The organism is Azotobacter chroococcum (genome assembly GCF_002220155.1).
Taxonomy (GTDB): Bacteria; Pseudomonadota; Gammaproteobacteria; order Pseudomonadales; family Pseudomonadaceae; genus Azotobacter; species Azotobacter chroococcum.
Genome location: NZ_CP011835.1, coordinates 4,446,767 through 4,465,548, shown reverse-complemented (window position 1 = coordinate 4,465,548; position 18,782 = coordinate 4,446,767). Strand labels below are relative to the sequence as shown.

Genomic DNA, 18,782 nt, shown 5'->3' with positions numbered 1-18,782 from the left:
GGTGCGTTGTGGCCAGTTCGATCAGCCAGTCGCGTCGCTTTTTTTGCGCGCATAGTGCGGATCCGGACTGGTGATCCAGGTCTTGGCCCGCTTCCAGCCCACGCCCAGGCGCATCAGGGCCTGGCGGATCGACTCGTGGCTCAGCTGCCGTTCGGTCAGCCCCTGCTCGAAGGCCACTTCGGCGGCCAGGCTCAAGGTCCACAAGCGGGTGGGCTTGCCGAAATCGCGGGGGCTGCGATGCAGCAAGGCGCGCAAGCGCTCGGCCTGCGTGCCCGCAAGCAAGGGACGGACACGTTTGGGCCGATGCGACTTCTCCGTCAGGCAAGACAACCCCTCGGCGGCAAAGGCCCGCAGGGTGTTGCGTACGGTTTGCGTGGCGCAGCCGAACAGGGCGGCGATTTCCGTGGCGGTCTTGCCGTCGGCGCTGGCCAGCAGGATCTGGCAGCGCCGCAGCGTGAAGGCTTCCCGGGCACGCAGGCCAACCTGCAGGGCCTGCCGTTCCTCGGTAGTCAAAGGGCGAACGAATAGAGGTGCTTTCATGGGGCATAGCATCGCCTGATGCCATAATTTCCACAACTACACCTATGAAACTGCACTAGGGCATTTTCATGAAATACCGGATCACTGCTGCGCCTGTAGGTCGGGTTAGCCCGTAGGGCGTAACCCGACGCGACAGGCAATGCCGGGCAGGCTGTCGGGTTACGCTACGCTAACCCGACCTACGGAGCGGCCATCCACGCATGTCGTTATCCTGATCGCCCCCCAAAGGCGAATTTGAATAGGGTGAAACTGCTCTAGGGTCGGGCTGCCTTGCGCGGCCCGGTCGCGCTGCCGGTTCAGGGGGTGCTGGCGGAGGCCGTCGTCGTCGCATCGGCGATGCTGCCGCGTTCCCAGCCGCCGCCGAGCGCCTTGTACAGGCCGACTTCGCCGTTCAGCTGCAGCAGACGGTCGTTGAGCCGCTGCTGCTGGGCGGCGAAGAGTTCGCGCTGGGCGTCGAGCACCGTCAGGTAGCTGTCGACGCCCTCGTCGTAGCGCTGGCGGGCCAGTTCGTAGTAGGCCTGGTTGTTGTCGACCAGGTCGCCCTGGGCCTTGAGCTGGTCGTCGTAGGTGCCACGCGCGGCCAGGCCGTCGGCGACCTCGCGGAAGGCAGTCTGGATGCTGTACTCGTAGGCGGCGACGTTGATTTCCTTCTGCAGCTTGGTGTACTCCAGGTTCCCCTTGAGCCGCCCGAAGGTGAAGATCGGAATGTTGATCGTCGGCACGGCGTTCCAGGTGCCCGAGCCGGAGTCGAACAGGCCGGACAGATCGCGGCTGGCGGTGCCCGCCCGGGCGGTCAGGCTGATGTTCGGGAAGAACGCCGCGCGCGCCGCGCCGATGCTGGCGTTGGCGGCCAGCAGGCGGTGCTCGGCGGCGCGGATGTCCGGCCGGCGCAGCAGCAGGTCGGAGGGCAGTCCGGCGGGGAAGCCGGCGAGCATGGCGTCGTTGATGTCGAGGCCGGCCGGCAGGTCGGTCGGGAAGGGACCGCCGATCAGCAGCCGCAGGGCGTTGACGTCCTCGGCGATCTGCCGGGTGTAGAGGGCCTTCTGCGCGCGGGCCTGGTCGACCAGGGTCTTCGCCTGGCGCACGTCGAGCTGCGAGGCGACACCCACTTCCTCGCTGGCCTCGATCAGTTTCAGGCTCTCCTCGTAGCTGGCCAGGGTCGACTCGGTCAGCTTGAGCTGGGCCTGGTCGGTGCGCCAGGCGAAGTAGGCGGTGGCCACGTCGCCGACCAGGGCGATGTGCACGTTGCGCCGGTCTTCCTCGGTGGCCAGGTAGTCCTCCTTGGTCTGGCGGGTGAGGCTGCGGATGCGCCCGAACAGGTCCGCCTCCCAGGCGCTGGTGCCCAGCGTCACGGAGTGGTGGGTCTGGATGAAGGCCTCGGGCTTGGGAGCCGTGCTCGTCTGGCCGCCCTCGCTGCTGCCGCCGCTGGCCCCGCCGCCGCCGCCGCTGCCGTAGTCGGCGGGCCAGCGCTGACGGCTCTGGGTGCCTTCCACGTCGATCTGCGGGAACAGCTCGGAGCGCTGCACGCGGTACAGCGCCCGGTAGGCTTCCACGTTGAGCACCGCCTGGCGCAGGTTGCGGTTGTTGTCCACGGCCAGCGCGACCATCTGCCTGAGCGCCGGGTCGCGGAAGAACTCCTCCCAGCCGAAGTCCGCGGCCGGCCGGGTGGCCGGCTGCTCCGGCGCATAGGCGGCGTCCTGCGGCCAGGCGGCGTCGACCGGCGCTTCCGGGCGCAGGTAGTCGGGAATCATTGTGCAGCCCGGCAGTGCCAGGGCGCAGGCCACCGCCAGGGTCAGGTATTTGCGCTTCATGCAGTCACTCCTTCGCTTTCGGCCGTCCTTTCTTTTCTTTCAAACACCCTGACCACCATGACGTAGAACAGCGGCACGAAGAATATGGCCAGGAAGGTCGCCGCCAGGGTCCCGCCGAGCACGCCGGTGCCGATCGAGTGCTGGCTGCCGCTGCCGGGGCCGGTGGCGATGGCCAGCGGCAGCACGCCGAGGGCGAAGGCGATCGAGGTCATGATGATCGGTCGTAGACGCAGGCGCGCGGCCTCGCTGGCGGCCTGCAGCAGGGTGCGGCCCTGGTGCTCGTGGAGGTCCTTGGCGAACTCGACGATGAGGATCGCGTTCTTCGCCGCGAGACCCATGGTGGTGAGCATGCCGACCTGGAAGAACACGTCGTTGGACAGCCCGCGCAGGAGCGTGGCGGCCACCGCGCCGAGCACCCCGAGCGGCACCACCAGCATCACCGAGAAGGGCACCGACCAGCTTTCGTACAGCGCCGCCAGGCAGAGGAACACGATCAGCAGCGACAGCGCGTAGAGCGCCGGCGCCTGCGAGCCGGCGGCGCGCTCCTCGTAGGATAGCCCGGTATAGGCGATGCCGATGCCCGGCGGCAGCTGGGCGGCGATGCGGTTCACCGCCGCCATGGCGTCGCCGGTGCTGTAGCCCGCGGCCGGCTGGCCGAGGATCTCCACCGAGGCGATGCCGTTGTAGCGCTCCAGCTTGGGCGAGCCGTAGACCCACTGGCCGCTGGCGAAGGCGGAGAAGGGCACCATCTGGTCTTCGGCGTTGCGCACGTACCACTTGTCGAAGTCCTCGGGGGCCAGGCGCGCGTCCTGCTTGCCCTGGACGTAGACCCGCTTGACCCGGCCGCGGTCGATGAAGTCGTTGACGTAGGCCGAGCCCCAGGCCACCGACATGGTGTTGTTGATCTCCGCGATGGACACCTGCAGCGCGCGGGCCTTCTCGTCGTCGATGGTCACCTGGTACTGCGCCTCGTCGTCCTTGCCGTTCGGACGCACCATGGTCAGCACCGGCTCCTGCGCGGCGAGCCCGAGGAACTGGTTGCGCGCCGCCATCAGCGCCTCGTGGCCGAGGCCGGCGTAGTCCTGCAGGAAGATGTCGAAGCCGCTGGCGTTGCCCATCTCGCGCACCGCCGGCGGCACCACCGGGATCACCATGGCGTCCTTGATCTGCGCAAAGCGCACGGCCGCCCGCCCGGCCAGGGCGAAGATGTCCTGCGCGGGCGTGGTGCGCTCGCTGAAGGGCTTCAGGCTGACGAACAAGAGGCCCGAACTCTGCCCGCGGCCGGCGAAGTTGAAGCCGTTGACGGTGAACGCCGAGGCGACGGTGGCGCCTTCCTCGTTGAGCAGCCAGTCGCGGGCCTCGGCCAGCACCGCCTCGGTGCGCTCGGCGCTGGAGTTCGGCGGCAGCTGCACCTGCACGAACAGCGTGCCCTGGTCCTCGTTGGGCAGGAAGGAGCCGGGCAGCCGCTCGAACAGGAAGGCGACGCCACCGATCAGCAGCAGGTAGATCAGCATGAAGCGCCAGCGCCGCTTGAGGATGCCGCCCACGCCGCGCTGGTAGCCGTCGGCGCTGCGCTCGAAGGTGCGGTTGAACCAGCCGAAGAAGCCGCGCTTCTCGTGATGCTCGCCCTGGGGCACCGGTTTGAGCAGGGTGGCGCAGAGCGCCGGGGTGAAGACCAGCGCGATCAGCACCGAGAAGGACATCGCCGAGATGATGGTAATCGCGAACTGCCGGTAGATGACCCCGGCGGAGCCGCCGAAGAAGGCCATCGGCAGGAACACCGCGGAGATCACCAGGGCGATGCCGACCAGCGCGCCGGAGATCTGCCCCATCGACTTGCGGGTCGCCTCCTTCGGCGACAGGCCTTCCTCGACCATGATCCGCTCGACGTTCTCCACCACCACGATGGCGTCGTCGACCAGCAGGCCGATGGCCAGCACCATGGCGAACATGGTCATCACGTTGATGGTGAAGCCGCAGGCGAACAGCACGCCGAAGGTGGCCAGCAGCACCACCGGCACCGCCAGGGTGGGGATCAGGGTGGCGCGGAAGTTCTGCAGGAACAGGTACATCACCAGGAACACCAGCACGATGGCCTCGAACAGGGTGTGCACCACCGCCTCGATGGAGGCGGAGACCATCGGCGCGGTCTCGTAGGGATAGACCACCTCGACGCCTTCGGGCAGGTAGGGCTTGAGGTTGTCCACCGTCTCGCGCACCGCCGCCACGCTCTCCAGCAGGTTGGCGCCGGGCGCCAGGCGCAGGGCCATGCCGGCCGCCGGCATGCCATTGAACCGGGAGGCGATCGAGAAGTTCTCGGCGCTCAGGCCGACCTCGGCGACGTGCTTGAGGCGGATCTGCGAGCCGTCGCGGTTGACCTTGAGGAGGATCTCCTTGAACTCGTCGGCGCTGCGCATCCGGGTCTTGCCGATCACCGTGGCGTTGAGCTGCACGCCCTTGCTGGCCGGCAGGCCGCCGAGCTGGCCGGAGGAGATCTGCACGTTCTGCGCGCCGACCGCGTCGACCACGTCCTGCGGGGTGAGCTGGTAGCTGTTGAGCTTCTCCGGGTCGAGCCAGATGCGCATCGCGTACTGCGAGCCGAACACCTGGAAGTCTCCGACCCCCTTGGTCCGCGAGATCGGGTCCTGCAGGTTGGAGATGATGTAGTTGCCCATGTCGAAGCCGGTCATCCGACCGTCGGTGGACACCAGGCCGATGATCAGCATGAAGTTGACCTGGTACTTCACTACCCGGATGCCCTGGCGCTGCACTTCCTCGGGCAGCATCGGGGTGGCCAGCTGCAGCTTGTTCTGCACCTGGACCTGGGCGATGTCGGGATTGATGCCCTGCTCGAAGGTCACGGTGATCTGCAGGCTGCCGTCGGCGTTGCTGACCGAGGAAATGTAGCGCAGGCCGTCGAGGCCGTTGAGCTGCTGCTCGATCACCTGCACCACGGTGTCCTGCACCGTCTGCGCCGAGGCGCCGGGGTAGGTGACGCTGATCTGGATCGCCGGCGGGGCGATGTTCGGGTACTGGGTGATCGGCAGCTTGAGGATGGCCAGGGCGCCGCCGAGCATGATCACCAGGGCGATCACCCAGGCGAAGATCGGCCGGTCGATGAAGAAGCGCGACATGATTCAGCGTCCTCCCTGGCCGGTGGTGGGCGCGAAGTCGGCCACCAGGTCGATGTTGCCGGCCTCGACCGGTTTGACCGTGGCGCCGCCGCGCACCCGCTGGGTGCCTTCGACGACGATCCGCTCGCCGCTGGCCAGGCCCTCGCCGATCAGCCAGGCGTTGCCCACGGTGCGCAGGGTTTCCAGCTCGCGCAGCTCGACGCTGTTGTCCGGCTTGACCACCCAGGCGGTGGCGACGCCGCGGACATCGCGAATGACCGCCTGCTGCGGGACCAGGATGGCGTTCTGCTGCACGCCTTCCTTGAGCTGGGCGTGGACGAACATGCCGGGCAGCAGCTTGCGCTCGGGGTTGGGGAAGACCGCGCGCAGGGTCACCGAGCCGGTGCCCTGGTCGACGTTGACCTCGGAGAACTTCAGGGTGCCGGTCAGCGGATAGACGCTGCCGTCCTCCAGGGTCAGGCTGACCTCGGCCTGGTCCTTGCCGCTGCTCTGCAGGCGGCCGGACTCCAGCGCGCTGCGCAGTTCGAGGAGGCGGACGATCGGCTGGGTGACGTCGACGTAGATCGGATCGAGCTGGTGCACGGTGGCCAGCGCCTGGGTCTGGCCGGTGGTGACCAGCGCGCCCTCGGTGATGGTGGAGCGGCCGATGCGCCCGCTGATCGGCGCCAGCACCTTGGTGTACTGCACGTCGATGCGCCGGACCCGCACCTCGGCCTGGGCCTGCTTCCAGGCGGAGATCGCGTCGTCGTACTGCTGGCGGCTGACCGCGCTGGTCTGCAGCAGCCGCTCGTAGCGCTTGGCGAGGTTCTCGGCGGTGCTCAGGTTGGCTTCGCTGCGGGCCAGTTCCGCCTCGTAGGTGCGCGGGTCGATCTGGTAGAGCGGCTGGCCCTTCTTCACCTCGCTGCCTTCGGTGAACAGGCGCTCCTGGAGGATGCCGCCGACCTGCGGGCGCACCTCGGCGACCCGGAAGGCCGAGGTGCGGCCCGGCAGGTCGGTGGTCAGGGTCAGGGGCTGCGCCTGCACGGTATAGACGCCGACTTCCGCAGGCGGCGCGGGGGCGGCCGCCTGCTCGGCCTCCTTGCACGCCGCCAGCAGCAGGATTAGGGCCAGCGGCAGGCTTTGGATGAAGGGGAACGGAGCTCTGCGTTTCACGGGGCGGCTCTCCTGGTGAAAGGGGGAAAGAGGGATTTTTGTACCGTATTGCGGTGCAGTGTATCATCAGGTGGTTTTTACTGGGTAATAGCGGATTCGTAAAAACCTGTGACAGGAGAGAAAATGCCGGCCGGTTCAGGGAGGAGTGGCAGGGATGGTCGATTCGACCGTTCCGCGCCGGGGATGTGCGGGCGGAGGGGCCGCGATGATTTTGACGAGTAGCCAGTGATGAGCAGAGAAGCGCCGGAAACCGGCGAAGAGAGCAAGGCGGGCGGCATCCAGGTGATCGCCCGCGCCGCGGCGATCATGCGTACCCTGAGCGAGCATCCCCAGGGACTCAGCCTGGCGGCGATCGCCCAGGCGGTGAAGCTGCCGCGCTCCACCGTGCAGCGCATCGTCTGCGCGCTGGAAACCGAGTACCTGGTCGAGGCCATGGGCCCCAGCGGCGGCTTCCGCCTGGGCGCGGCGGTGGGCCAGCTGGTCTACCAGACGCAGACCGACATCATTTCCCTGGTGCGGCCCTATCTGGAGTGCCTGTCCAACCGGCTGCAGGAGTCGGTGGCGCTGGCCAAGCCGGCCGGCGAGAAGATCCACGTGATCGACCGCATCGTCGCCGAGCGCGACCTGCGCGTGGTGTTTCCCATCGGCGCCTTCGCGCCCATGCATTCGACCTCGGCCGGCAAGGTGCTGCTGGCCGGCCTCGGCGACGACGAGGTGCGTGCGCTGCTGCCCGATCCGCTGCCGCAGATGACCCGCCACACCCGCGACCTGCCGGCCCTGCTGGCCGAGCTGGCGGAGATCCGCAAGACCGGCTTCACCTTCGACCACGAGGAGTGCAGCGAAGGCATCAGCGCCGGCTCGGTGGCCCTGGACACCTATCTGGGCCGCTACGCGATCTCCGTGGTGCTGCCCTCCGCGCGCGCGGCGCGGCACGTCGAGGCGATCCAGGAGGCCCTGCTGGCCTGCAAGCGCGACATCGAACGGGCGATCGGCCGCACCGCCTGCCAGCGCTGAAGCAAGAGGCTGCAAGCCCCGAGGAGCGCAGAAACTACGTCGGGGCTGCAGCGGATGGGCTTGGCATCAGGTCTGGTAGCCGATGCGCAAGGCTTTTTCAGTCCTTCCAGTCGGTGTAGGGCCTGTCCCAGAGGTTGACCCCGCTTGCGGCGGCATGCTGGTCGATCTCCGCCAGTTCCTCGGCGTCGAACGCCAGGTTGTCCAGGGCGGCGACGTTCTCGACGAGCTGCTCCGGGCGGCTGGCGCCGATCAGCGCCGAGGTCACCCGCGCATCGCGCAGCAGCCAGGCCAGGGCCAGCTGGGCCAGGCTCTGGCCGCGTCGGCGGGCGATTTCATTGAGCGCCCGGGCCCGTCGGAGATTCGCCTCGGACAGGTACTCGGGACGCAGCGAGGTGCCGCCGGGGCGGTTGACCCGCGCATCGGCGGGCACGCCGTGCAGGTACTTGTCGGTGAGTAGGCCTTGGGCCAGCGGGGTGAAGGCGATCACCCCGGCGCCGAGTTCCTCGGTGGTGGCCAGCAGGTCCTTTTCCAGCCAGCGGTTGAATAGGTTATAGGCCGGCTGGTGGATCAGCAGCGGCACCTTGTGCTCGCGCAGCAGGGCGGCGATCTCCCGGGTCTTGCCTTCCGAGTAGGCGGAGATGCCCACATACAGCGCCTTGCCCTGGCGGACGGCGTCGGCCAGGGCGCCGGCGGTCTCCTCCAGCGGCGTGTGCGGATCGAAGCGGTGCGAATAGAAGATGTCCACATAGTCGACGCCCAGGCGCCTGAGGCTCTGGTCGAGGCTGGCGAGCACGTACTTGCGCGAACCGCCGCCCTGGCCGTAGGGGCCGGGCCACATGTCCCAGCCGGCCTTGGTGGAGAGGATCAGCTCGTCGCGGTAGGCGCGAAAATCCTCACGCAGCAGGCGGCCGAAGTTGATCTCGGCGCTGCCGTAGGGCGGTCCGTAGTTGTTGGCCAGGTCGAAGTGGTTGATGCCGAGGTCGAAGGCGGTGCGCAGCAGGGCGCGCTGGGTGTCGAGCGGGGTGCTGTCGCCGAAGTTGTGCCACAGACCCAGGGACAGGGCCGGCAGCACCAGGCCGCTGCGGCCGACGCGGCGGTAGGGGATGCGCTCGTAGCGGTTCGGCGCGGCGCTATAGCTCATGGAGGATTCCTTTTCGCAGAGGCACAAGTGAGAAATCAGCTACGGCGTCAATCCAGTGCAAGGACTCGATGAGACCGATCGAGCCCCAGCATAGAAAGCGGTGCATCACACGGATAGAAGAGACTTATGCTGCAACAGGTAATTTTGTGCTCTGTCGTGAAGGCGCTGGCGACCGAGGAAAGGAAGGCCGGTACGGTACCGTACCGGCCTCCCGATTGAGGCGAGCCGTAGCGTTGGCGGCGGGTGCTCTCCCTGCTTCAGTGCTTATCCACAGCCACCGAGAGCGACCGACGGACCTTAGGGCCTGTTGGCGTTTTGGCGTAGGCCGCGACGGAGGCCCGTTTGGCGCAGAACAAGGAGCGAGGAGAGAAGTTTGGTCATTCCAAATGAACGAGGAGAGACGCCGTGCTGCGCCAAACGGACCCCGTCCCTTCGGGTTGCGCGTCAAATGCCGCCATGCGGCGTTGCGGGGCTTGGCAAGGGAATGACCATTGCCGGCGCCCCGCGCCTTGCCTGGCGGCATTTGGCGCGGCAACGCGGCTCACGCCAAAACGTCAACAGGCCCTAGAACCAGGTCTCCATCTGCGTTCCGAATTGCCAGGTACCGCCGGACTTGAAGCCTTTCTGGCCGAAATCGTCTTTCGTGCTGAAGTTGTCGAGCTCCTTGGACCAGTCCATATAGGTGGCGAACAGGCGCAGTTCGGGGCGCTCGAAGAAGTCTCCGGACTCTGCCTTGAAGGTCGGCGCCAGGGTGAATTTCCAAAAGTCGCCGCTGGCCGCTTGCCGGCCGTCGTAGCCGAGCGGATCGAGGTCCATGCTCTGCCAGCTGAACTCGTAGACCATTTCGAAGTTGCTGGTCAGCTCGTTGGCCAGGCGCATGTTGAAGGTCAGCCAGCGATAGTCGTCGCCGGGCACATAACGATCCTTGCTGTGCTCGGCAACCAGGGCCGGGGCGATGCGCCAATGGTCGCTCAGGCGGGTTTGGCCATACATGGCCAGGCGCAACGCCCGGGCATCGTCGATCAGCTCGCCGTCGGAGCCGATGCTCTTGAGTTCAGCACCAAGCCCCAAGCCATACAGCAGCGCGGCCTTGAACATGCCTTCCTGGCCGAAAAAGTCCGGCCGGTGATAGGCCAGCAGGCCATGCCAGCCGCTTCCGGCCGGGCTGAAGCCTGCCTTGTTCAACCGGTTGCCGCTGTCGTCGACGTCGTACTCCTTATGGCTCAGCCACTTATCGTGACCCTCAGGCTTGGGGAAACTCTGAACAAGTTCCATCAAATCTGCTGGAATAGTGCCTTCCCATTTATCGAGCCCCTCAGGCTTGGATTCCTTCTTGTTCAGCTTGGCATCGTTCTGATCCGAGTAGATCCCGCTGAGCATGAATTGCCAGCGCCCGTCGTCGAAGAACTGATTGAGAGTGCCGATATAGCTTCTGATGTCCTTGTTGGTCTCGACGTCGAAGTCGCCATAGGAACGGCTCATGAAAGAAGCATTGAGGCTCCAGTCGTCGGTCAGTCGCACGTCGTAGATACCGGCACCGGTTCCTTCAAGGGAAACCACATCCATGTCGAGCCAATGGATATCGAAATTATCCCGATCGCTGCGTTTGCCCGCCCACAGGCGCGCATCGCGCAGCATGGGAATGTCCCGGAACGACGCCAGCTCGTAGAGCTCACTGTATGCCTGCTGCACGTGGATCTTGCTTTCATCCGCCGCCCAGGGGTTGGGCGTCTCCATGCCATCGGCGATTTTCACCGTGAACTTCGCGTGCGTGCCGTTGCTGGCCTGGCTTTCCTTCATGAAGGTCACGCTCGCATAGGTATCGATTTCATTGCCCAGCCGGCCAACGGAGCCGCCCACCGAGCCGGCAGGGGTCATATAGGGACTGCCACGACCCGCACCGGACTCGTGTGAGTTCACGCTCATACCGGAGCGCGCATAGCCGGCAAAAGAGAAGCCCTCCGTCAGACCCTCGATCGGGTCGAGCGAAGACGCCAGCTCCGAAGTGCGGCCCTCCAGGGATTGCTGGCGTGCTTCGACCTGGGCAACGCGCTCGCTGAGCGACAATTGCAATTGTGTCGGCAGCGAGGAGTTAATGGCGAACTGCCTGTTGAGCTGCTCGACCTCCCTGCGCAGTCGCGCGGCGTCGGCTTCGGCCGTCAGGGCACGCGCTTCGAGCCGGGCGAGGCGTTCCTCGACGCTTGGCGCCGGCGCGGCAAGCAGGTTGGTGGAGAGGAAAAGCAGGGAAAAGCCGGCCCAGGGGCGATAGGCTGCAGAATTCATGGGTAATCTCTTCTTGTTTTTGTATTGGCTTGCCAGCGGCTGGTCACACAGGCCGGCGCCCGGAGCTATCGCCTGTGCCGGGCGGCCAGGACTGCCAGATGTCACGACGCCGGGACAAATCGGGACAGGCCTGTGTCGACGCGGGCGGGTCGTCCCCTGCGCCAGGCATGGGGGCTGGCAGACCCGACGAAGCCCGCTTCGCCAGCACAGCCGCTATCTGTCCTGGTCATGGACGGACCGGGGAAAACCTCTCGTCAGGCCGTCGGTGTGCCCAGCGCGATGGCGAAGGATTCGTAGGGCTGCAGTGTCAGGTGCTGCCCAAGCACGTTGCGGGGCCCGTAGTTACTCACCAGGCTTTCGCCCGCGAGGTCGCGCAGATCGGCCGGCAGCTCAAGCTCGACCAGCTGCCCGGAAAAGTTGTTGATGACCACGATGCGCTGGTCGCCAAGCTGGCGCTCGTAGGCGAAGACCTGTGGATGCGCGTCCAGAAGCGGCCGGTAGTCGCCGTGAACGATCACCGGACGCTCCTTGCGCAGCCGGATCAGCGTGCGGTAGTGATGAAGGATCGATCCTGAATCGCCGAGCGCGGCGGCGACATTGATCTCGCGATAGTTGGGATTGACCTTCAGCCACGGCCTGCCGCGCGAGAAGCCGGCATTCTCGCTCGCGTCCCACTGCATCGGCGTGCGTGCGTTGTCGCGGCCATTGGCATAGATCCCTTCCATCATCGCCTCATGCGATACCCCCGCCGTGGTGCGCTCGTGGTACAGGTTTAGGGTTTCGATATCCTGATAGTCCTCGATCGATGCGAAGCGCACGTTGGTCATGCCGATTTCCTCGCCCTGATAGATGTAGGGCGTGCCCTTCAGGAAATGCAGCGCGGTCGCAAGCATCTTCGCCGACTCGATCCGGTAGCGACCGGGATCGCCGTACTTCGACACCGCGCGCGGCAGGTCGTGGTTGTTCCAGAACAGCGAGTTCCAGCCGATGTCGGCGAGGGCTTTCTGCCACTTGCCGATGACCCCCTTGAATTCGCGCAGGTCGAAGGCGCGCGGCGTCCATTTGCCGTCCTGTGGATCCCAGGTCAGGGTGATGTGCTCGAACTGGAACACCATCGATAGCTCGCGGCGGGCGGGCTCCGAATACAGCTTGGCGATCTCCGGCGTCGCGCTCCAGGTTTCGCCGACCGTCAGTACGTCGCGTGCGCCGAAGGTCGCGGCGTTCATCTCCTGCAAGAGCGGATGCAGGCGCGGGCCGTTGCTCGTGATGCCGCGATCGACGTCCTTGCCGATCAGGTCGATGACGTCCATGCGGAATCCGCCGATGCCCTTGTCCAGCCACCAGTTCATCATCCGGTGCACTTCCTGCTGCACCTGCGGATTGGCCCAGTTCAGGTCCGGCTGGCGCTTCGAGAACAGATGGAAGTAGTACTCGCCGGTCGTCGCGTCGAATTCCCAGGCGCTGCCACCGAAGTTCGAGCGCTGTTCATCCGGCGCGGAGCCATCAGTGCGGGGTGCGCGCCAAATGTAATAGTCGCGGTAGGGGTTGTCCCTGGATTTGCGCGCCTCGATAAACCAGGGATGCTCGTCGGAGGTGTGGTTGACGACCAGGTCCATGAGGATGCGGATGTCGCGCCGCGCGGCCTCGGCGATCAGCATTTCCATCTCCGCGAGCGTGCCGAATTCCGGGGCGATGTCGCAGTAGTCCGAGATGTCGTAGCCGTTGTCATCCATTGGCGAGCGGAACACCGGCGACAGCCAGATCACATTGATGCCCAGCGTCTGCAGGTAGTCGAGCTTGCCGATGATGCCTGCGAGGTCGCCGGTGCCGTCGCCATTGGCGTCGGCGAAAGACCGTGGGTAAATCTGATAGATCACCGCATTGCGCCACCACTCCGGCCCGGCCTGAGCTGCCTGAGCGCTGGTGGTGTATAGGCCGCCCTGCAGGAACAGACCCGCAGTAGTGATGGCAGCGGTTTTCAAAAAGTTACGACGCGAATACATATGAGCTTCTCTATTATTGGGCTTATTGATAAGCAAGGAGGCATCGCCAACGATCACAAACTTATTAATAGGTAGAGCCATCCATGAAATACCCTGGTCCGCCATAGCGTCATCTTTGCAGAGATATTTCCCGCAAAGCAGACGATGCCTGTCGCCTTCTTATTGATTGCCGCTAAGTATTGGGTCCCATGAGGGGAAGTTGTGGCTTTTTCAAGGAGCTGTTGTTGCGTATGCCACTGCCCCAGAATAGCTCGGATCAATATATGACCCTTCGCCACAGAGCCGACTCACGAGGTTTGATGTAGTTGTGCCCTAACTGGCGGCGGAGCAGCCATGCCTATGACATCGCCCAGCCCGATGACGAGGAAGAGGGAAGTGCCACCGAGGATAAGGTAATAAAGGAAAAGTTCCATGCCGTACTGCAAATATGGCATGAACATGACCAACTGCCATATCAAGCGTCAAGTTCATAGGCCCACCCTGGACTCATTATTTTTATAGGAAAACTTGTCATCCCAGTCCAGCCAGCCATCGGAGGCCGTCTGATCGGCGGCGCTCGGTCTTTCCGAGGCGCTGCGGCTGGGACGCGGTTGCCGTGAAGCTCATTTTGCTTCGGTTCAATCAAGGCCATTTTTCACAATGCGTTTCCAAACGAGCGATTGTCGATTCGGTTTGATCGCCAGCTAAATGTCAGACTGATCGCATTGGCCCATGGCTGATAAGATCATGGGTTGATAAGTGCCGTTTGCTTTCTCTCAATCATAAGAGTCGATTTGTTTCGCGAATAGGGGAAAGTTATGCCTTGATAGGGAGTTCTGTGCGCTGTGATAAGTCAGGCATAAACTGCGGTATGCCGGCTTGTTTGGCACACGTGAATATGGGTCGAGAGCTTGTTCATGAAGATTGTTTGCAGTGGGTGGTGCTTTCAATATCAATCGGGACTGTAGTGGTGAATCGATCGTCCAGTAAGGCCGTGCGCATGAAGTATGCGTCGGAAGTATTGGGTTAGAGTTTGTCTGAGAAGTCGGCACGTAAGCGTTTTTCGATGCAGGTCAGCGTGGCCATAGCCTTGAAGCTGCTGACCAGCTTGTCATAACGGGTGCAAAGACGGCGCTTTTCCTTGAGCCAACTGAACAGTCGCTCAATCGCATTGCGCTTTTTGTACTGAGGTCTGCCAAACGGGCGAGGCAAGTCCGGTCGAGCCTTACGGTGCATCTTGCGTAAGGGAATAATGGCTTCATGCCATACCGGTCGCAGTAGTGGCGCAGGCTTTCGCTGTCATAACCTTTGTCAGCCAGTACATACCGGCAACGCTTGTCTAGACACCTGCCTCATCGTCGTGCAGCGAAGCGCGATGTACAACTGAACCAGGCGGCAAGATCGCACCGGGCGCCAAGACGGCGTTGGCGCCAATGCGGCAATGATCGCCGACAACAGCGCCGAACTTGTGGCAGCCGGTCGGATGCAGTGTCTCGCCGACACGAATGCGAACCTCTTTGTCGACGCGCTCGTTGCGGTAGTTGCAGATGATGCTACCGGCCTCGAGGTTCACGTCGCCGCCGAGTATGGAGTCACCGACGAAGTTGAAGTGAGCGAGCCTGGTGCCTGCGAAGACGAAGGAGGACTTCAGCTCGGCGCCCGGCCCAAAGGCGCAACGCTCGGCAATCCAGTTGCCGCCACGCAGATAGGCACCGGAGGCGACGAAGCACCGAGGCCCAAGGATCAACGGCCCCTTGAGCACGACGCCAGGTTCCACAATTGCCGTGATGTGAATGGCGATCTCGTTCGAGATGGTGAATTCGGAGGCGTCAAGGGTGCCGAGCAGGTGCCGGACTATCGCTTCGGAGTGGCTTGTCAGTGCCCAGGGTGCAGAGGATGCCCAAGGCTCTAGGGGCGATGTCGAAAGCGCAGCAACGAAGCTGCCGAGAGGAATAATGGGAGTGGGCATGTGTAAGTGTCTCCGATGTCTAGCGCAGAGGTAACCGGCGCGAAGCGGTTGACTAGGGCCTGTTAACACTACTCTCCGCGAGTCGCGTTGCTGCGCCATTTGCCGCGCAACCCGCAGGGACGGGGCCTGTTATCGGGCACGCTGACGCTTCAACGTGAGGGCGGTTACGGTCTTGTCAACCAGACTGCCGTATTGGCGGGCAGCTCGCCCGGCTCCTCCAGCAGTTCGCTGGACAGCAATACTTGGCCGCCCGCCGGCAGCTCGGCGGGCTCGGTTCCGAAATTGATCAGGACGCGGATGTCGCCGTTGTCGAAGGCCAGTACATCCCGGCCGGCGTCGATCCAGCGCAGCTGGCCTTTGCCAAGTGCATGTTCGCGGCGCAGCTGCAGCATCTGCCGGTACAGCTCCAGGGTGGAGCCGGCCACTCCTTCCTGGCGATCCACCGCATAGCGGGCGTACGCCGCCGGTTGCGGCAGCCAGCTCCGGTCGCCCGGGCCGAAGCCGAGGGACGGCGCCTGCGCTTCCCAAGGCAGTGGCACCCGGCAGCCGTCGCGGCCGATGTCCGCGCCCCGGGTGCGGATGAACATGGGGTCCTGGCGGTAGTGGGTCTCCAGGGTGGTGTGCTCGGGCAGGCCCAGTTCCTCGCCCTGGTAGATGTAGGCCGAGCCGGGCAGGGCCAGGGTGAGCAGGGCCAGGGCGCGGGCGCGGCGCAGCCCCAGCGCCTCGTCCGGCTGCTCGCCGGCCGCGTCGATACCCTTGGGGTGGGCGCCGGGCCGGCTCAGGCCATAGCGCGAAGGCGCGCGCACGACGTCGTGGTTGGAGGTCACCCAGGTGGTCGTCGCGTCCACCGCAGCCGACAGGGCCAGCGAGGCGTCGATGACGTTCCTGAAGGCCGCCGCCTCCCAGCCTTCGAGCAGCAGGTAGTCGAAATTGAACGCCTGCTGCATCTCGTCGGGGCGGAGGTAGTTCGGCCGGGAGTGGGAGCCGACCACGGCCTCGGCCACCATCATGCGCTCGCCCGGGTATTCGTCGAGGATGCGGCGCCAGGCGCGGTAGATCTCGTGCACGCCGTCCTGGTCCCACATGGGGCCGACCAGGATGCCGTTTTCCTTGCGGTGTTCGGCATCGGGCAGTTCCGAGTCCTTGACCAGGCCGTGCGCCACGTCGACCCGGAAGCCGTCCACGCCCCGGTCCAGCCAGAAGCGCAGCACCTCCTCGAACTCGGCGCGAACCTGCGGGTTGTCCCAGTTCAGGTCGGGCTGCTTGCTGTCGAACAGGTGCAGATACCATTGCCGGTCGCCCGACGCCCGCGACCAGGCCTGGCCGCCGAATACGCTCTGCCAGTTGTTGGGCGGCAGTTCGCCATTCGCGCCGCGACCGTCGCGGAACAGGTAGCGGGCGCGTTCGGCGCTGCCGGGTGGCGACTTGAGCGCCGCCTGGAACCAGGCGTGCTCGTCGGAGCTGTGGTTGGGCACCAGGTCGACGATCACCTTGATGCCCAGGCCATGGGCCTCGTGCAACAGCCGATCGAAATCCTCCAGCGTGCCGAACAGCGGATCGACCGCGCGGTAGTCGGCCACGTCGTAGCCGGCGTCGGCCTGGGGCGATTGATAGAAGGGTGACAGCCACAGCGCATCCACGCCCAGGCGCTTCAGGTAGGGCAGCCGCAAGGCGATCCCCGGCAGGTCACCGATCCCGTCGCCGTTGGCGTCGGTGAAGGAGCGCGGGTAGATCTGATAGATGATCGCATCAGTCCACCACGCCAGCCCGGCCTCGGCTGCCTGGAGGCTGGCCGCGGAGGTGCCGCCCGGGAGCGCCTCCAAGGGCGAAGTCACGGCGGTCATGGCGACGGTGCTTAAAAGTTTGCGACGAAACATATGCGCTCCCTGTTGTCGAGCCTGTCGATGGGCGACAGGCGCATTTCCTTGTGCATCGGCCGAAAAAGAAGCAGGTCGCTACAGCGGCCGGTAGGTCAGGACCATGCGCATATCGATCTTTTGATTGCGCTGCAGCAGTTGCAGTCCTGGTCGGCCTTCCAGGTGATGCGCATTGATGGGATGGGAAACCGGCTCGAAGCAGAAGAAGTCTTTGCCCGGTGGGGTATACAGCACGAAGAATCGGGAGTTGCTTGCAGAGCATTCCAACTGATAGCCAGCCTCCGGCTGCTTTATCAGAAACCGGCCGTTCCAGCCGGAAAAGGCATGGTCGATCAGGGTCTTCGGCAGCCTGTTGGCATCGGCGAAACGCCAGTCGCCCTCGATGGCGCTTTCGACGCGCGGCAGGCGCTGGTTTTCCTCGAACCAGACGGCTTCGGCGAAGGCCTGAAGTTGCGTGTTTTCCCAGCGGGGGAAAAAGGGGTGAAGCCCGATTCCATACCAGGCCGGATAGTGATCCAGATGCTCTACGGACAACTCCAGGATGAGACTGTCATTGGCCAGGCTGATTTTCTGCTCGGCCTTGTAGGGGTAGGGGTCTTGAGAGTCCAGCCGAAGCAGGGCCTCCTGCGCAGAGCGACTGACCACTTCCCAGGGTTGATGCCAGGCAGTGCCGTGGATGGGATAGGGTTCATCCTCCTGGAAACAGGACAAGGAAAGCCATCCTCGTGCAGTTTCATAGCCGCTGTGCTCTATCCGGTTCGACCAGGGCACCAATGGAAAGCAGGCGAGTTTTCCCCAACTATAAGGAGTGTGTTTATTGTCGACCGGACTTTGGAGAAGTGGCTGGCCAGAATCCATGGCAACCCAACTTGCAATGCCTCCGCCGAGTTCGGGGAGTAGTTCAAGACACGTCGATTCATTCTGCAGGGTAATCATGAAAACCCACCAAACTAGAGGATGACTTGATATTCGGGCAGACCTTGAATCCCGAGTTCGAAACTGAAGGTCGATCCGGCATGCCGCGACGCCGGATCGGACGGCTCTTGCTGTGCGGAGGTCGCAAACAAGGTGGTCAGGCTCTCGCCGCCGAACGCCACGCAGGTCATGTTTTTCGCCGGACAGTCGAGGATGCTCTCCAGCATGCCGTTTGGCGTATAGCGGACAATGATTCCCGCACCCCAGGTGGCATTCCAGAGATGGCCAAAGTTGTCCACGGTTGCACCGTCCGGGTTATAGCCAAGATCCCGGCAGTTTATGAATAATTCGGGCTCGCCCACCGGCCAGCCATCATGCTCCGCCAGAGGTTGGCGCCAGATCATGCCTTCGGCGGTATCTGCGAAATATCCATAGCGGCGGTCCGGCGAAAAGCAGATGGCATTGGGGATGGTGATGGAGGGGAACAGGGGTCGGAGTTCTCCCTTGAAGTATCGATAGATGGCCCCGGCCTTGTACTGCGCCTGTTTTCCCATGGTGCCGATCCAGAATCCGCCCCAGGGATCGGCACGACCGTCATTCGACCGGGTGAGCGGGTTGTCGGCCTCCAAGGGGATAACCTGGCATTGTTTGCCGGTCTCGATATCAAAGGTAAACAGTGCCCTCTCGCCGGCGATCAGCAGCGTGCTTGAATCCACCCATCCGGCGGCCGATACGCAATCATCGAAGTTCCACTCTTGCTGGCGGCCAGCAAAGTTGGAGAGCAACTTGCGGCCAAGAATATCGAACCAGAACAGCTGTTTCCGCTCGGGATGCCAGATTACGCCTTCGCCCAAGATACAGCTTCGTGCATCGAACACATCATGAATCATGAACACTATCCTGAGTTTTGCACGGTATCGTCCGGCGACTTTCAGGTTATAAAGTCGAGCCTCTGCAGAAACCG

The 18,782-nt window shown here is 64.2% G+C and carries 12 protein-coding genes and 1 pseudogene; 1 reads left to right on the top strand and 12 read right to left on the bottom strand.

Annotated elements, in window-relative coordinates:
• Positions 1–21: 21 nt before the first annotated feature.
• From ACG10_RS20845 to ACG10_RS20830, 4 genes are all read right to left on the bottom strand, one after another.
• Complete coding sequence (locus ACG10_RS20845) at positions 22–540, bottom strand: helix-turn-helix domain-containing protein (protein ID WP_089166667.1); 519 nt, start codon at positions 538–540, stop codon at positions 22–24.
• A gap of 296 nt (positions 541–836) precedes the next feature.
• The gene (locus tag ACG10_RS20840; protein ID WP_089169676.1) at positions 837–2,351 is read right to left on the bottom strand and encodes an efflux transporter outer membrane subunit; all 1,515 of its coding nucleotides are present in this window, start codon (positions 2,349–2,351) and stop codon (positions 837–839) included.
• Entirely contained in the window at positions 2,348–5,485 is a 3,138-nt protein-coding gene (locus tag ACG10_RS20835; protein ID WP_089169675.1) for an efflux RND transporter permease subunit, read from the bottom strand. Before ACG10_RS20835 ends, ACG10_RS20840 begins: the two co-directional genes overlap by 4 nt.
• A gap of 3 nt (positions 5,486–5,488) precedes the next feature.
• Positions 5,489–6,637 carry an efflux RND transporter periplasmic adaptor subunit gene (locus ACG10_RS20830; RefSeq protein ID WP_089169674.1) on the bottom strand — a complete coding sequence of 383 codons (1,149 nt, stop codon included), beginning with the start codon at positions 6,635–6,637 and terminating at the stop codon, positions 5,489–5,491.
• A gap of 228 nt (positions 6,638–6,865) precedes the next feature.
• On the opposite strand from ACG10_RS20830, the gene ACG10_RS20825 reads away from it, so the two are divergent.
• Positions 6,866–7,651, top strand: a complete 786-nt coding sequence (locus tag ACG10_RS20825) for an IclR family transcriptional regulator (RefSeq protein WP_039807068.1) — start codon at positions 6,866–6,868, stop codon at positions 7,649–7,651.
• A 97-nt stretch (positions 7,652–7,748) separates the two neighbouring features.
• Here the strand turns inward: ACG10_RS20825 and mgrA are convergent, their stop codons facing one another.
• The 8 genes and pseudogenes from mgrA to ACG10_RS20780 all read right to left on the bottom strand — a co-directional run bounded on the left by mgrA (position 7,749) and on the right by ACG10_RS20780 (position 18,708).
• Positions 7,749–8,792 carry an L-glyceraldehyde 3-phosphate reductase gene (gene mgrA, locus ACG10_RS20820; protein ID WP_089169673.1) on the bottom strand — a complete coding sequence of 348 codons (1,044 nt, stop codon included), beginning with the start codon at positions 8,790–8,792 and terminating at the stop codon, positions 7,749–7,751.
• Positions 8,793–9,356: 564 nt separating this feature from the next.
• A complete protein-coding gene (locus tag ACG10_RS20810) occupies positions 9,357–11,075 on the bottom strand; it encodes a carbohydrate porin (protein WP_089169672.1) in 1,719 nt (572 codons plus the stop codon).
• Positions 11,076–11,329: 254 nt separating this feature from the next.
• On the bottom strand, positions 11,330–13,078 hold the full coding sequence (locus ACG10_RS20805; protein ID WP_089169671.1) for a glycoside hydrolase family 13 protein: 1,749 nt from the start codon (positions 13,076–13,078) through the stop codon (positions 11,330–11,332).
• 1,005 nt (positions 13,079–14,083) lie between these two features.
• A pseudogene (locus ACG10_RS20800) lies at positions 14,084–14,394 on the bottom strand (transposase); the annotation flags it as partial.
• A gap of 2 nt (positions 14,395–14,396) precedes the next feature.
• A complete protein-coding gene (locus tag ACG10_RS20795; RefSeq protein WP_089169670.1) occupies positions 14,397–15,026 on the bottom strand; it encodes an LbetaH domain-containing protein in 630 nt (209 codons plus the stop codon).
• 164 nt (positions 15,027–15,190) lie between these two features.
• Entirely contained in the window at positions 15,191–16,870 is a 1,680-nt protein-coding gene (locus tag ACG10_RS20790; protein WP_089169669.1) for a glycoside hydrolase family 13 protein, read from the bottom strand.
• A 111-nt stretch (positions 16,871–16,981) separates the two neighbouring features.
• Entirely contained in the window at positions 16,982–17,839 is an 858-nt protein-coding gene (locus ACG10_RS20785) for an aldose 1-epimerase (RefSeq protein ID WP_039807060.1), read from the bottom strand.
• A 14-nt stretch (positions 17,840–17,853) separates the two neighbouring features.
• Positions 17,854–18,708: an SMP-30/gluconolactonase/LRE family protein gene (locus ACG10_RS20780; protein WP_039807059.1), complete on the bottom strand. Its 855-nt coding sequence runs from the start codon at positions 18,706–18,708 to the stop codon at positions 17,854–17,856.
• Positions 18,709–18,782 lie beyond the last annotated feature (74 nt).